Here is a 15137-nt window from a genome sequence, read left to right on the forward strand (position 1 = left end):
ATAATCCCTTTCGCATCCGTGCGGAATTCTCCCCTCACCCTGGCCCTCTCCCCAGAGGGGCGAGGGGACCGCCCGTGCCCGCGTACAATTTCCCCACACCTGACCCACCGCGCGGTTTTTGGCTTTTAACAGCAAAGACTTTTTATCTGTAACTCCTGGCGTACAGCGGGGGGGTGCGGTCCGGCTGAAAATCGGTGAGGCGTTGACGACGGGCCGGGACCGCCCGCAGGGACGCGGGCGGAGGGGATAGCCTGCAGGGATGCAGGCTGGTCCCCGACCCGACAGCACGGCGGCATAAGACGAACGGACCGCGCTGCGGCGATTTTCCTGGCCGGGAGCCTGGGTTGCAAGGGAGGCGGCGGCGAGCCTCCCTTGCACGTTCACAGGTGCGGTGGTTGCAGAGAAAAATGAACTTACGGTGAACGGAACCATTCCACGTAGCCTGCATGGGACGAGTCCATGCAACCTGAATAATCCCTTTCGCATCCGTGCGGAATTCTCCCCTCACCCTGGCCCTCTCCCCAAAGGGGCGAGGGAATGGACCGTGCCCGTGTACAATTTCCCCCTCACCCTGACCCTCTCCCCAGAGGGGCGAGGGGATGGACCGTGCCCGCATCCCCCCCTCACCCTCTCCCTCAGGGAAAGAGAACCGTCGCTGCTCCTGCGCTCATAAAAAAACCGGCGCACTGGCACCGGTTAATTAATTTCCCACATCTGCACTCAGACGTGCGGCTTCTCGCCATTTTCATCCTGATCGACCGCAAAGCAGGCGACCAGCTGGCCATTATAATCCTTCAGTTGCGGCTGCAACTGAGTACAAGGCCCAAAGCGACGACGGCAGCGGGCGTTGAACGCACAACCCGGCGGTGGGTTGAGCGGGCTTGGCAGCTCACCTGTCAGTTTAATGCGCTCACGACGATCGTCCGGGTTCAGACGAGGGGTCGCAGAAAGCAGCGCCTGAGTGTAGGGATGGCGCGGATTAGAAAAAATCTGCTCTTTGGTGCCCTTCTCAACGCAGCGACCGAGGTACATCACCATCACTTCATCGGCAATATGCTCCACCACCGACAGGTCATGCGAGATAAAGACATACGATAGCCCTAAATCCTGTTGCAGGTCCATCATCAGGTTCAGCACCTGCGCACGTACGGAGACGTCCAGGGCGGAAACCGGTTCATCAGCGATAACCACGTCCGGGTCAAGCATCAGACCACGGGCAATAGCGATACGCTGACGCTGACCACCGGAGAACATATGCGGGTAACGGTCATAATGTTCGGTTTTCAGGCCGACCTTCGCCATCATCTCCAGCGCTTTCTCACGACGCTCGGCTTTACTCAGGGCCGAGTTAATTTGCAGCGGCTCTTCCAGAATCTGTCCCACTTTTTTACGCGGGTTCAGCGAACCGTAGGGGTTCTGAAACACAATCTGGATTTTCTGCCGGCGCAGTTTTTGCGCCTGTGGATCGTGCTTGAGCAGATCCTGGCCCTGATAGTAGAGCTCGCCCCCGGTTGGGGTTTCGATCATCGTCAGCAGGCGACCCAGCGTGGATTTACCGCAGCCCGACTCCCCCACCACCGCCAGCGTTTTACCGCGCTCAAGGGTAAACGATACCCCGTCCAGCGCTTTAACCAGGCGTTCCGGGGCAAACAGCCCCTTCTTCACCGGGTAATGTTTTTTCAGATCAATGGCCTGCAACAGCGGTTGCTGCGTGGTGGCCTCATGCGTACTCATAGGGTCGGCCTCCCGGCATCATCGAGTGGGTAGTGGCATTTAGACTGACGTCCATCCGCCAGCGTATTCAAATCTGGCTCATCAACACGGCATTTGTCGGTGGCATAGGGGCAGCGCGGGTTTAACAGACAGCCGCTCGGACGGTCATACTTGCCGGGCACCACGCCCGGCAGGGAGGCCAGACGGGCTTTGTCCTGCGCAAACTCCGGCAGCGCTCGCAACAGCGCCTGGGTATAAGGGTGACGCGGTGCACGGAAGATATCCGTCGCCGCACCCGTCTCCACCACCTGACCTGCGTACATCACAATGATTTTGTGCGCGGCTTCTGCCACCAGCGCCAGATCGTGCGTAATCAGGATCAGCGCCATGTTCTCTTTCTGCTGCAATTCGAGCAGCAGTTCGATGATCTGCGCCTGGATGGTCACGTCCAGCGCGGTCGTCGGCTCATCGGCAATCAGCAGTTTTGGCTGACAGGCAATCGCCATCGCGATCATTACGCGCTGGCTCATCCCACCGGAAAGCTGGTGCGGATAAACATCCAGACGCGAAGCCGGATCAGGGATACCGACCTGGTTGAGCAGGTCGATGGCGCGCTGACGGCGGGTTTTCTTGTTGCCGCCCTGATGGACCTTAATCGCTTCCATAATCTGAAAACCGACGGTATAGCACGGGTTAAGGCTGGTCATCGGGTCCTGGAAAATCATCGCCACTTCGGCACCCACCAGACTACGGCGCTCTTTTTCCGAAATACGTTTCAGATCCTGACCATTAAACTCCAGTTTCTCCGCCATCACGCGGCCAGGGAAGTCAATCAGACCCATGATTGCCAGTGAGCTTACCGACTTACCGGAACCCGACTCACCCACAATACCGACCACTTCACCCTGATTTACGCTGTAGCTCACACGGTCTACGGCGCGGAATGCGGCCCCTTCGTCACCGAAGTGCACCGACAATTTATCTACATTTAATAACGCCATCTCGAACCTCTTACTGCTTCAGTTTAGGATCGAGCGCATCACGCAGGCCGTCACCCATCAGGTTAAATGCCAGCACCGTCAGCAGGATCGCCAGACCCGGGAAGGTCACGACCCACCAGGCACTCTGTGCGAACTGCAACACGTCGGAGAGCATCGTGCCCCACTCCGGTGTTGGCGGCTGCGCACCCATGCCAAGGAAGCCAAGGGCGGCCATGTCGAGAATGGCGTTCGAGAAGCCGAGCGACGCCTGAACAATCAGCGGCGCAAGGCAGTTAGGAAAAATGTTAACAAACATCTGACGCATCGCACCGGCACCCGCCACGCGGGAAGCGGTAACGTAGTCGCGGTTCACCTCCACCAGCACCGCCGCGCGGGTAAGGCGAACGTAGTGCGGCAGGGCGACAAAGGTGAGCGCCAGCGAGGCGTTAACGATCGACGGACCGAAGATGGCCACCAGCACCAGCGCCAGCAGCAGGCTCGGCAGCGCCAGCATGATGTCCACAACACGCATGATGACGGTATCCACGATACCGCCGAAGTATCCTGCAACCAGTCCGAGAATAATCCCCATCACCAGCGACAGCACAACGACCAGGCAGCCAACCAGCAGCGACAGGCGCGCACCGAACATCAGACGAGACAGCGTATCGCGGCCCACATCATCGGTCCCCAGAATATGCGACCAGGTGCCGCCATCCTGCCAGACCGGCGGAGCCAGCAGCGCATCACGGAACTGTTCCGCCGGGTTATGCGGCGCAATCACGTTAGCAAAAATGGCGATCAGCAGCATAATAACTACATAAGCCAGGCCGACAACCGCGCCCTTGTTACGTTTGAAATAGTGCCAGAACTCCTGCAGCGGCGTCATAGGCACCGGTGCAGTAATAACTTTAGTTTCAGTGGTTTGTGACATGATGGCCCCTTACTTCTTATGCCGAATACGCGGGTTCACCACGCCGTAGAGCAGGTCGACCAACAGGTTGACGACAATAATCATCGTTGCGACCAGCAATACCCCGCCCTGCACCACCGGATAATCACGGCGCTGCAGCGCGTCAATAAGCCAGCGCCCAAGGCCCGGCCACGAGAAGATGGTTTCCGTCAGAATGGCCCCTGCCAGCAACGTACCTACCTGCAGACCGATAACGGTCACGACCGGCAGCATCGCATTACGCAGCGCATGCACGATGATGACACGCATGCGGGTCAGCCCCTTGGCGCGCGCGGTTCGGATGTAATCTTCACCCAGCACTTCCAGCATGGAGGAGCGCGTCATACGCACAATCACCGCCAGGGGAATGGTTCCGAGCACTACGGCAGGCAGAATCATGTGCGCGAGGGCATCAATAAAGTTGCCTTCTTCGCCCCAGATGGCCGTATCAATCAGCATGAAACCGGTCAGCGGGTTACTGTCGTCAAGGAACACCATGTCACTCACGCGCCCGGAGACAGGCGTCAGATTAAGCTGCACCGAGACCAGCATAATCAGCATCATGCCCCACCAGAAGATAGGCATAGAGTAACCGGTCAGCGCGATACTGACGGCGGTATGGTCGAAAATAGAGCCGCGTTTTACCGCAGCCAGTACGCCTACCGGGATACCCACGGCAACGGCGAAGATCATGGCGCAGATACCGAGTTCCATCGTCGCTTTAAAACGCGGTACGAACTCGTCCCACACCGGGAGACGGCTTTTAAGGGAGATGCCTAAATCACCGTGCAACACACCCCACACATAGTTGACGTATTGTTCCCACAGCGGCTTGTTAAGGCCCAGCTCCGCCAGCAGCTGAGCATGACGCTCAGGGGAGAGGCCACGCTCACCCGCCATGATCATCACCGGATCGCCGGGGATCATATGGACAAAGGCAAAGGTGAGAAGGGTGATACCGATAAACGTAGGGATGACGAGCCCTAAACGTCGGAGGATGAACTGCAACATAACCCGGATTCTCTGTAATGACGCACAACCAGGGGCTGTGGTCTGTATTGCTCACAAATGTAAATTCCCTCTCCCAAAGGGAGAGGGGTAGGGTGAGGGGAAGCATACAAAGCCCTCACCCCTGCCCTCTCCCAACAGAAGAGGGAGAAAATACGACTTATTATTCGACTGACACGTTTTCGAAGTGATGTTTGCCCAGCGGATCAACCACATAGCCTTTCACTTCTTTACGCACTGGTTCATACACGGTGGAGTGAGCCACGATCAGCGCCGGCGCCTGGTCATGCATTACTACCTGAGCCTGTTTGTACAGTTCGATGCGTTTGTTGTGGTCGTCGGTCGCACGTGCCGGTTGAATCAGATCTTCAAACGGCTTGTAACACCAGCGAGAGTAGTTGGAGCCATCTTTCGCAGCCGCACAGCTGAACAGGGTGGCGAAGAAGTTATCCGGGTCCCCATTGTCGCCGGTCCAGCCCATCATCACAGCCTGGTGTTCGCCAGCTTTCGCACGCTTGAGGTACTCGCCCCACTCGTAGGTGACGATCTTAGCCTGCACGCCCACTTTCGCCCAGTCAGCCTGAATCATCTCAGCCATACGGCGAGCATTCGGGTTGTAAGGACGCTGTACCGGCATGGCCCACAGCTCAACGGTGAAGCCTTGCTCGTGGCCAGACTCTTTCAGCAGCTGTTTCGCCTTCTCAACGTCGTAGGTGTAATCCTTAACGTCGTCGTTGTAGCCCCACATGGTTGGTGGAATCAGGTTTTTCGCCGCGGTGCCAGCACCCTGGTAAACCGCTTTGATGATAGCTTCTTTGTTCACCGCGTAAGTCAGCGCCTGACGCACTTTCACGTCATCAAACGGTTTTTTCTCGGTGTTAAAGGACATATAGCCGACGTTCAGACCCGCCTGCTCCAGCAGGTTGATGTTTTTGTCCTGCTTCATACGTGCAATGTCAGCCGGGTTCGGGTACGGCATAACCTGGCACTCATTTTTCTGCAGTTTGGCATAACGTACGGAGGCGTCAGGCGTGATGGAGAAGACCAGGCGATCAATCTTCGGCTTGGTGCCCCAGAAGCCTTCAAACGCTTTGTACAGAATACGGGAGTCTTTCTGGTATTGCTGCAGCTGGAACGGACCAGTACCAATCGGGTCGAGGTCCACTTTATCCGGCGTGCCGGCTTTCAGCATGTTGTCAGCATATTCTTTGGAAAGAATGGAGGCGAAGTCCATCGCGAGGTCTGCCAGGAACGGCGCTTCCGGGCGGGTCAGGACGAACTGAACGGTATTGTCGTCCACTTTCTTCACTTCGCTTATCAGATCAGGCAGGCCCATGCCTTCGAAGTACTCATAGCTGCCGCCAGAGATTTTGTGATACGGGTTCTGATCGTTTTTCTGACGATCAAAGGAGAAAACCACGTCATCCGCGTTGAATTCACGCGTCGGTTTGAATGCTTTGTTGTCCTGCCACTTCACGCCTTTACGCAGGTGGAAGGTGTAGGTTTTGCCATCTTCGCTGACTTCCCACTTCTCAGCCAGGCCAGGAATCACCTCGGTAGTACCGGTTTTAAATTCAACCAGACGGTTATAAATCGGCACCGAGCTTGCATCGTAAGTTGTACCAGAGGTGAAAAGCTGTGGGTTAAAGCCTTCAGGGGATCCTTCTGAACAATAAACCAGGGTTTTTGCCTGCACGCTTGCAGCCACGGTCAGCGCCACCAGGCTAAGACCGAGCTTCAGCATCCCTGACTTCTTCAAGGAAATACTCATTATTCTGCTCCAATGTGATATGTGTTGTTACCCTTGCGAAGGGTTATCCGACAGGCCTTTATTTATTTTTTACCTGGACTTATCGGCAGTTATGAGAGATGGGAAATCCTTTCACGAGGTTGACTGAGTTGCAGTGCAGATTCTCCATGAAATGCCCCTCATGCCCTACAATCTGTCAATAGAATGTCAAAACGTCAATACAGGTAACGGGGATTTACATCATTGATGCGAATCAACAAACAAAGTTAAAAAAAACTTCAGGCCACTATTTTCAGCAGGTAAATTTGTGCTACAGGCCACAAAGCAGAATAATGCCCTTAAGAATTTACTCTCTATGGTGTTTATCGTTTGTACAGATAATGAAAAATTTCTGACGAAATGCTGAATATGTGAGCGATAAATACCGCGAACGTTAAAACGCACAGCGTAAAATGCTGCCGCTATCCATAAGCAACGCGAAAAAAGATTTAACTATATATAAAAAAATACAATGGAATATGTCACAAAACAGTGACCTGACAGGGAGAAATAAGGTTAACGTTGGGTTAAAAAATGGGACTTTTTTCGCCCGGCGATGTGAGAAAAGTAACATTCGCCGGGCAAAACCCTTAGCTGAACGCCATTAAGCAATGCCGGTAGTAACCGTAAACGAGCGAGTCTGCTGGGGTGCCAGTTCGATTAATGAGCCATTACGCTGAGCGGCAAGAAACCCCTCCGGGCGGCAGGTCGCCGGCAGCGCAAACGCTGCCACCTGCTGATCGCCGTTATACAGGATCCAGCGGGTAACGTAATTCAGTTCGGCACTTGAGAACCGGGTCATGAACGTCGTGCCATCCGGCGCCGTCATGCGAAATTCCGGCGTTTCAGTAATGTCGTCCAGTTTATCGGCAAAGAAGACGATTTCCGGATCGTAGAACTGCGGCTCGTTCAGCCTGGTCAGGGTCGCTTCTCCCTGTAAAATCCGCTGGTTGAAGGCCAGCCACTGTTCGGTGGGCTTCACGTGTGCCGGCACCGACTCGCGCAGCGTTAAAGCCTCATCCGGGATATTCTGGCTGAAGGTCGCCTCTGGCACATAGGCATAGTTCATATGGCACATGTACTGTAGCGGCATGGCCACTGAAGCCAGGTTGGTCACCGCCATCTCAATATCAAACAATGCGCTCGCTTTACGCAGGACTACCCCGGGCCGGGCCTGGTAATGATGACCAAAACCCATCACATATTCATAGCGCCCGCTAATGCGCAGGCTCTCCTCGTCAATCTCGATCCAGGCCTCGTCCATCGCGGCACAGGCCATCTCGCCGTGCAGGGGGTGGGTATCTTCCGGTGACGGGCAGCCGTTCGCCAGCAAGCCGGAGTGGAAAGCGAAGCAGCCGTAGGTTGCCACCACCTCCGTTGCTGGTTTTGGCTGGCTGAACATGTTGCGCATAGTCAGATCATGGCCGTCAAATTCGGCATCCCAAATCATCTGCCCCATCCAGGGCAGAATGACGAGATGACCACGGCTGTTCTGCACTTTCAGCCCTTCCACACCGCTGGCATAGCGAAAGGCACTCACCCTGAAGTCGCTGTTTTCCAGCAGGATGCGTGGCTGTTCTGTAAACAGTGAACGCCATAAGGGAAGACGCGTTGTCATCATGATTCTCCTTAAGAAGCCGTCGCTTCGGTCACATCATTGCGTACTTTGCTTTCGCGCCAGAAGTAGAGGCCAACGTAGACAAAGCACAGCATGGAAACGAGGAACGAGAGCTGCAGGGAGTGGAACATGTCCGCCACGTAGCCCTGAATTGCCGGGACGACCGCCGCACCGACAATCGCCATCACAATCACGGCGCCTGCCATCTCGGTATGTTCGTTATCCACCGTATTCAGCGTGCCTGCATAAATGGTGGCCCAGCAGGGTCCGAACAGCACACTCACCAGTACAGCCACATAGACGGCGCTGAAGCTTGGTGCCAGCGACACATACGCCAGGAACAGCGCGCCGATGACGGAGTATAAGATCAACACTTTTTCCGGGTTGAAGCGCGTCATCAAAATGTTGGCGATAAATTTGCCAATAAAGAAACAGATGAAGCTGTAGACCATAAAGTTGGAGGCATCACGTTCGTTGATGTCACCCAGCTCCAGGGCAAGGCGAATGGTGAAAGACCAGACAGCAACCTGCATACCGACATAGAGGAACTGCGCCACAATACCGCGACGAAAACGTCCATTGCTCGCCAGATAACGCAGAGTTTCCATTGCTGACGGGCGCTTGTGGTTTGCCGTCTGCGCCACTTTACAGGTCGGGAAGCGGGTCAGCATGAAAAGCACCATCACTACCACCAGTACCATGATCATGTACTTGTAGGGCTCAAGGGTGTTTTCCAGCATCAGTACTTTGAAGTTATGGATCTGCTCCGCATTCATCCCTGCCATCTGTTTTTCCAGGCTTTCCCCTTCCGAAAAGACCAGGTATTTACCAAGCAGGATGCCCGCTACCGCGCCAATCGGGTAAAACGTCTGACTGATGTTCAGGCGCAGCGTGGCGTGTGCCTTCGGGCCAATCATTGAGCTGTAGGTATTGGCTGCAGTTTCCAGAAAACTCAGGCCGATTGCGATGGCAAAAATGGCCGCAAGGAACATGGTATAGGTGGCCATGTGCGAGGCCGGGAAAAAGAGCGTACAGCCGACAATATAAAGTGTCAGGCCGATTAATATCGCCACTTTATAACTGGTTTTTTTAATGACCAGGGAGGCCGGGATCGCAATTAAGAAATAGCCACCATAAAATGCACTCTGTACTAATGCGGAGGCAAAGTTACTGAGTGAAAATACACTTTTAAACTGCGTAATCAGAATATCATTTAAAGCCGCTGCGCATCCCCAGAGCGGGAATAAACAGGATAACAAAATAAACTGGAACAGAGGGGTCTTATTCAGATACCCGTCGGGCATCTGAATGATGTTTTTATCGTTCATAGTGCTACCTTTTACTTTGCAGGGTGGTTGTTATTCGTTTAAGGACAGATATTCATTAAATTGTTCAATACTCGGATAAGAAGACTGGGTGCCTTTTCCAGTGACGCTGAATGCCGCGAACAGGACTGCTTTTTTCATCGCAGCTTCAACATTGCCGCTCTGGACATAATAGTGGGCAAAACAGCCGATGAATGCATCGCCCGCACCACTGGTATCAACAGCGTTAACCCTGAACGCGGGTACATGAACTTCCTTATCACGGGTCATCCAGAGTGCCCCTTTTTCGCCCATGGTAACAATAATATTGTTCAGCCCTTTATCGAGCAGACTACGGGCCGCTGCACGGATATTATCGTAGGTATCCACTGGCATACCGGTAAGTATTTCCAGCTCGGTTTCATTTGGCACGAAGAAATCACACTTGCAGGCATAAGACATATCTAATTCACGCAATGCAGGTGCCGGATTTAATAACACTTCTATGCCATGTTTTTTGCCGAATTCGATCGCGTGGTATACCGTCTCCAGTTGTACTTCAAGTTGCAGGACAATCAGCTGGCATTTTTTTAAGTCCTCCGCAGCTCTGTCGATATCCTCAGGCGAGAGAAATTTATTCGCACCTTTGATAATTAAAATGCTGTTGCTGGAGTTAGCGTTGACAAAAATAGGTGCCACGCCGCTGCTGGTACAGGGTACTTTTTCAACATAGGTGGTATTAATACCCCAGGATTCAAGATTGCGAATGGTGTTATCCGCGAAAATATCGTCCCCGACTTTGGTCAGCATTAACACTTTAGAGTTGAGTTTAGCTGCCGCAACGGCCTGATTCGCCCCTTTACCACCGCACCCGATTTTGAACGCTGGCGCTTCGAGTGTTTCCCCCTCTTTCGGCATCTGATTGGTGTAAGTAATGAGATCAACCATGTTTGAGCCGATAACCGCGATATCCATTTTTACTACCTCTTAGAAACAATCACGCAACAATGATATTAAAATAACATTAGCATGTTACTTCCGTATCATTTGTGATTATGATCGCGATTACAGGATCATTTTTTTGATTAATTACCAGGCAGTATTTATATGTTTAATCGTGGGAAGAATGATTAAAATAATCATAAGAATATGAAATATATAGAATAAAATTAAAGATAAACCTCAGTCATCCTACTTTTAATTAGGCTGGCCGGGCAGTATAGTAGTGCACCAGGGTGATGTTCCTGAAGCCACAAAAATGTTACTAATGGAACATATGCACGACCACAGGCGGGAAAGCGAATGGAAACAAAGCAAAAAGAACGTATCCGGCGTCTGCTGGAGCTGCTGAAGAAGACTGACCGCATCCATCTGAAAGAGGCGGCCCGCATGCTGGAAGTCTCCGTCATGACCATCCGCCGCGACCTCAGTCAGGATGATGAACCATTACCGCTCACCCTGCTCGGTGGATACATTGTGATGGTGAATAAACCCGCCTCGTCTTCCCCTGCACCCGCGCCCGCTCACCGCGCCCATCACCGCGATGATTTACCCGTCGCGATTCTGGCGGCAGGGCTGGTGAGCGAAAATGACCTGGTCTTCTTTGATAATGGCCCCGAAATGCCGCTGGTCATCAGTATGATCCCTGACGACATCACCTTTACCGGGATCTGCTACTCACACCGTGTGTTTGTCGCCCTCAATGAGAAACCTCATGCCACGGCGGTGCTGTGCGGCGGAACCTATCGCGCAAAAAGTGATGCCTTTTACGATACCAATAATCCTTCTGCACTTGATGCGCTTAACCCCCGTAAAGTGTTTATTTCCGCCAGTGGCGTGCATGAGCATTTTGGCGTGAGCTGGTTTAATCCTGAGGATCTGGCGACCAAACGCAAAGCCATGGATCGTGGTTTACGTAAGGTTCTGCTCGCCCGTCATGCCTTGTTTGATGAAGTGGCTCCCGCGAGTATTGGTCCGCTGTCGGCGTTTGATGTGTTGATTAGCGACAGACCGCTGCCGGTAGATTATGCGGCGCATTGCCGTAATGGCTCGGTAAAAGTGATTACGCCGGATTCAGAGGGGGAGTAAGGGATGACGTGCTCAAGCGCAACGTTGAGCACGCTTTTCGCCCTCGCCCCTTTGGGGAGAGGGTCGGAGTGAGGGGACTGTGGGTGACTGGCCCGAAGGGTTCCGTTCATCTCACGTGCTAAACCGGGCACGCTTTTCTCCCTCGCCCCTTTGGGGAGAGGGTCGGAGTGAGGGGAACCGTGGGTGACTGGGCCGAAGGGTTCCGTTCATCTCACGTGCTAAACCGGGCACGCTTTTCTCCCTCGCCCCTTTGGGGAGAGGGTCGGGATGAGGGGAACTGCGGGTGACTCGCTGGAAGGGTTCCGTTCATCTCATATGCTAAACCGGGCTCGCTTTTCTCCCTCGCCCCTTCGGGGAGAGGGTCGGGGTGAGGGGAACCGTGGGTGACTGGCCCGAAGGGTTCCGCTTACCTCTGGTGGAGTCGTTCCGTTCACCTCACATGCTAAACCGGGCTCGCTTTTCTCCCTCGCCCCTTTGGGGAGAGGGCCGGGGTGAGGGGACTGTGGGTGACTGGCCCTAAGGGTTCCGCTTACCCCTGGTGGAACGGTTCCGTTCACCTCACATGCTAAACCGGGCACGCTTTTCCCCCTCGCCCCTTTGGGGAGAGGGCCGGGGTGAGGGGACTGTGGGTGACTGGCCCTAAGGGTTCCGCTTACCTCAGGTGGAATCGTTCCGTTCACCTCATATGCCGCACTCCCATGCAGCACCCTCCCCCGTGAACGTGTTAAGGGCGTTCTCCGCCACGCCCTTAACAATCCCGGCTCCCGGCACGAAAACTGCCGCTTCGCGGTGACCCTCCGCTTATTTCTCCGGGCTTTCCGGGACCGGGCGCGATGCAGCGTCCCTGCAACGCGCGCCCTCGCCGCGCCTCCCTGCGCGTCGCCCCGGCCCTGCGAAAACGCGTCGGCAGTTTCCAGCCGGACTCACCACACCTGACCATTTTCACTGTCTGTAAGTCCTTAAAGCGATGCGGTGTCTGTTGAAACGCAGTGGCGTGCAGCGGGGGGTGCGGCCCTGCGAAAACGCGTCGGCAGTTTCCAGCCGGACTCACCACACCTGACCCACCGCGCGGTTTTTGGCTTTTGACAGCAAAGACTTTTTATCTGTAACTCCCTGGCGTGCAGCGAGGGGGTTGCGGTCCGGCGAAAACGCGTCGGCAGTTTCCAGCCGGACTCCCCACACCTGACCATTTTCACTGTCTGTAAGTCATTAAAGCGATGCGGTGTCTGTTGAAACGCAGTGGCGTGCAGCGGGGGGGGTGCGGTCCGGCTGAAAATCGGTGAGGCGTTGACGACGGGCCGGGACCGCCCGCAGGGACGCGGGCGGAGGGGATAGCCTGCAGGGATGCAGGCTGGTCCCCGACCCGACAGCACGGCGGCATAAGACGAACGGACCGCGCTGCGGCGATTTTCCTCGCCGGGAGCCCGGGTTGCAAGGGAGGCGGCGGCGAGCCTCCCTTGCACGTTCACGGGGGAGGTGGCTTCAGAGAAAAATGAACTTACGGTGAACGGAACCATTCCACGTAGCCTGCATGGGCTGTTCCACTATCCGCAACAGTCTCTCCTTGAGCAATCGTGCGGAATGTTCCCCTCACCCTGACCCTCTTCCTCAGGGAGAGGAATACTTTGTGACCGCGCACAATTCTCCCTCAGCTCGACCCTCTCCCGCAGGGAGAGAAACAATAAACGTAAGGAGAGAACAAGCCGCCGGACCGCCACCAGGCCCCAGAACGCAAAAAGCCTGCTCAAAGAGCAGGCTTTTTTAATTTGGTCGGTGATAGAGGATTCGAACCTCCGACCCCTTCGTCCCGAACGAAGTGCGCTACCAGGCTGCGCCAATCACCGAATGCGGGGCGCATCTTACTGCCCCGCCCCGCGATCGTCAATCACTTAATGTAAAAAAGCCCGCTGACTGGTGAGAAAGCCATCAGACCCTATTTTGCTGTTTCTGAAGGCAAACGACACCAGTTGTTATTCTCATTAATACCGCCATCTGGCGAGGTATATCCGAGACAACCCATAATGGTATCGTACAGCTCAACATGCCGACGCGGCACCTTCATATCCGCTTCCTGTTTCAGGTGCGCGAACATTTTGGCTTTATCCGGGTCTTCAAGATACTTGTCAGACATCCAGACCATCATCGGTACACGGAACTGCTCAGGCGGAGCCATTTTACGCGGCGTACCATGCAAATGCTCCTTCTCGTTGATGGACTCACCGTGATCAGCCGCATAGAAAACAATCGCTTTTTTGTCGCGGACTTTATCAATTACGCTGTCGATAAAGTGGTCAACATAGGTCACGGAGTTATCAAAGGAGTTAATAAGCTCCTCTTTACTGCACTTATCATCAACGCTGACACACTCCGGCTTCCACTGCGCGAAGCTGCGTGGGTAACGCTGAGTGTAATTAAAGTGCGACCCTTTAGTGTGCATAATAATCAAATGCTTGCCGCCGATATTGTTATCAAGCGAGCGCTGCATTTCATTAATCAGCAGCATGTCATCCACGTTTTTGCCACGGTTACGCGGCTCGGCGCCAATCTGTTCGCGGTAGGCAATGTTGTCCGCCATGGTGTTGCTGTAGAACCACATTTCACTTTGCATCGCATACAGATCAGAAGAGAAACCCAGCTGCTTAAGCACGGCAAATATGTTCTGCTCTTTTAACGTGCGTTGAGGGTTGTCATCTGCCCCGCCCTCGCGCACAAACATACACCGCAGTGACAGCTTGGTGGCGGTGTCACAGGAGTAACCGCGGAAAGCGACCAGGTTTTTCTCCTGCGACAGCTTCGGCGTAGTATTACGCGAATAGCCGAGCATCCCCATATGATCCCAGCGCGTTGTCTCGCCAATCACGAACACCACGAAGGTATCATCAAGCCCTTTTGGGGCGACATAGGTGTATTTTTTAGCAGGGTTAATCAACGATTTATAATCTGAAGATTCATCCACCTGCGCCCAGGCGTACAGTCCAAGCGCTGAAAGCCAGTTGGACGGCAGGTATGAGTTTGCAACCACGCCACCATAACTTGGCATATCCACGCCCGATGTCCGCTCCTCGTGCTTTTGTTGCAAATCCAGCAGGCGAATAGGCCCCCAGACCATCAGTGCCGCAACCATGACCAGCGACAGGCTTCTGACCCGTTGACCCGGCGTGCGGAGCTGGCGCAGCAGCGTGTAGCGTGATTTATTGTTCCAGATAGAGAGCAGCGGTAAGACGCTGACGATGACCACCCACGCAATAAGCTGCCATCCCACCACTTCTTTAGACAGATCGATATCGGTCGTCATCACCGATGCGATAATGCCGTAGCCAATAACCACATTCAAAAACGTCATGTAGTAGCTGGCTGCCGCCGAAAAGATCACTACCAGCGACGCCAGTACGCGCCAGATGCGACGCCCAAATAATGAGAGCATCCGTAATAAAAAGAAGGTCACTAAAACAGTGCCAACCAGTTCAACTACTGCAGAGAGTCCTTTCCAGACAGTAAACGCTTGCGCATAACCGTCAAACCGACGGAAAAAAACTGCGCTATTCATAAATAGGCCGATATACAACGCCAGCAGAAAACTAAGCCTCTGCTGAGTCATTGATTTTATATAACTCATGCAAGCAACCCTGGAAAAAGGGGGGAATAACACCGCCGTGCTTACGCTACTTTTGACGTTCGCAGACAG

General features: G+C 54.1%; 10 protein-coding genes and 1 tRNA gene. 1 reads left to right on the forward strand and 10 read right to left on the reverse strand.

Features of this window, described 5'->3' with window-relative positions:
- Positions 1 to 720: 720 nt before the first annotated feature.
- The 8 genes from dppF to rbsK all read right to left on the reverse strand — a co-directional run bounded on the left by dppF (position 721) and on the right by rbsK (position 10339).
- On the reverse strand, positions 721 to 1734 hold the full coding sequence (gene dppF / locus M1D91_RS22465; protein ID WP_437434479.1) for a dipeptide ABC transporter ATP-binding subunit DppF: 1014 nt from the start codon (positions 1732 to 1734) through the stop codon (positions 721 to 723).
- On the reverse strand, positions 1731 to 2714 hold the full coding sequence (gene dppD, locus M1D91_RS22470; protein ID WP_437434478.1) for a dipeptide ABC transporter ATP-binding protein: 984 nt from the start codon (positions 2712 to 2714) through the stop codon (positions 1731 to 1733). The genes dppF and dppD overlap by 4 nt, the downstream gene beginning before the upstream one ends.
- 10 nt (positions 2715 to 2724) lie before the next feature.
- Entirely contained in the window at positions 2725 to 3627 is a 903-nt protein-coding gene (gene dppC, locus M1D91_RS22475; protein ID WP_437434477.1) for a dipeptide ABC transporter permease DppC, read from the reverse strand.
- 9 nt (positions 3628 to 3636) lie between these two features.
- The gene (dppB, locus tag M1D91_RS22480; protein ID WP_437434476.1) at positions 3637 to 4656 is read right to left on the reverse strand and encodes a dipeptide ABC transporter permease DppB; all 1020 of its coding nucleotides are present in this window, start codon (positions 4654 to 4656) and stop codon (positions 3637 to 3639) included.
- Positions 4657 to 4816: 160 nt separating this feature from the next.
- Entirely contained in the window at positions 4817 to 6424 is a 1608-nt protein-coding gene (gene dppA, locus M1D91_RS22485; protein ID WP_437434475.1) for a dipeptide ABC transporter periplasmic-binding protein DppA, read from the reverse strand.
- A gap of 622 nt (positions 6425 to 7046) precedes the next feature.
- Positions 7047 to 8060, reverse strand: a complete 1014-nt coding sequence (locus tag M1D91_RS22490) for an aldose 1-epimerase family protein (protein WP_437434480.1) — start codon at positions 8058 to 8060, stop codon at positions 7047 to 7049.
- 11 nt (positions 8061 to 8071) lie between these two features.
- Positions 8072 to 9388 carry an L-fucose:H+ symporter permease gene (gene fucP / locus M1D91_RS22495; protein WP_437434474.1) on the reverse strand — a complete coding sequence of 439 codons (1317 nt, stop codon included), beginning with the start codon at positions 9386 to 9388 and terminating at the stop codon, positions 8072 to 8074.
- A 30-nt stretch (positions 9389 to 9418) separates the two neighbouring features.
- Entirely contained in the window at positions 9419 to 10339 is a 921-nt protein-coding gene (gene rbsK, locus M1D91_RS22500) for a ribokinase (protein ID WP_437434473.1), read from the reverse strand.
- Positions 10340 to 10666: 327 nt separating this feature from the next.
- Here rbsK and M1D91_RS22505 point away from each other — a divergent pair, with 327 nt between their 5' ends.
- A complete protein-coding gene (locus tag M1D91_RS22505) occupies positions 10667 to 11452 on the forward strand; it encodes a DeoR family transcriptional regulator (protein WP_437434472.1) in 786 nt (261 codons plus the stop codon).
- A 1767-nt stretch (positions 11453 to 13219) separates the two neighbouring features.
- Here M1D91_RS22505 and M1D91_RS22510 read toward each other — a convergent pair.
- Positions 13220 to 13296, reverse strand: a tRNA-Pro gene (locus M1D91_RS22510).
- Positions 13297 to 13385: 89 nt separating this feature from the next.
- Entirely contained in the window at positions 13386 to 15068 is a 1683-nt protein-coding gene (gene eptB, locus M1D91_RS22515; RefSeq protein ID WP_437434076.1) for a kdo(2)-lipid A phosphoethanolamine 7''-transferase, read from the reverse strand.
- Positions 15069 to 15137 lie beyond the last annotated feature (69 nt).

The organism is Enterobacter sp. SA197 (assembly GCF_054131575.1).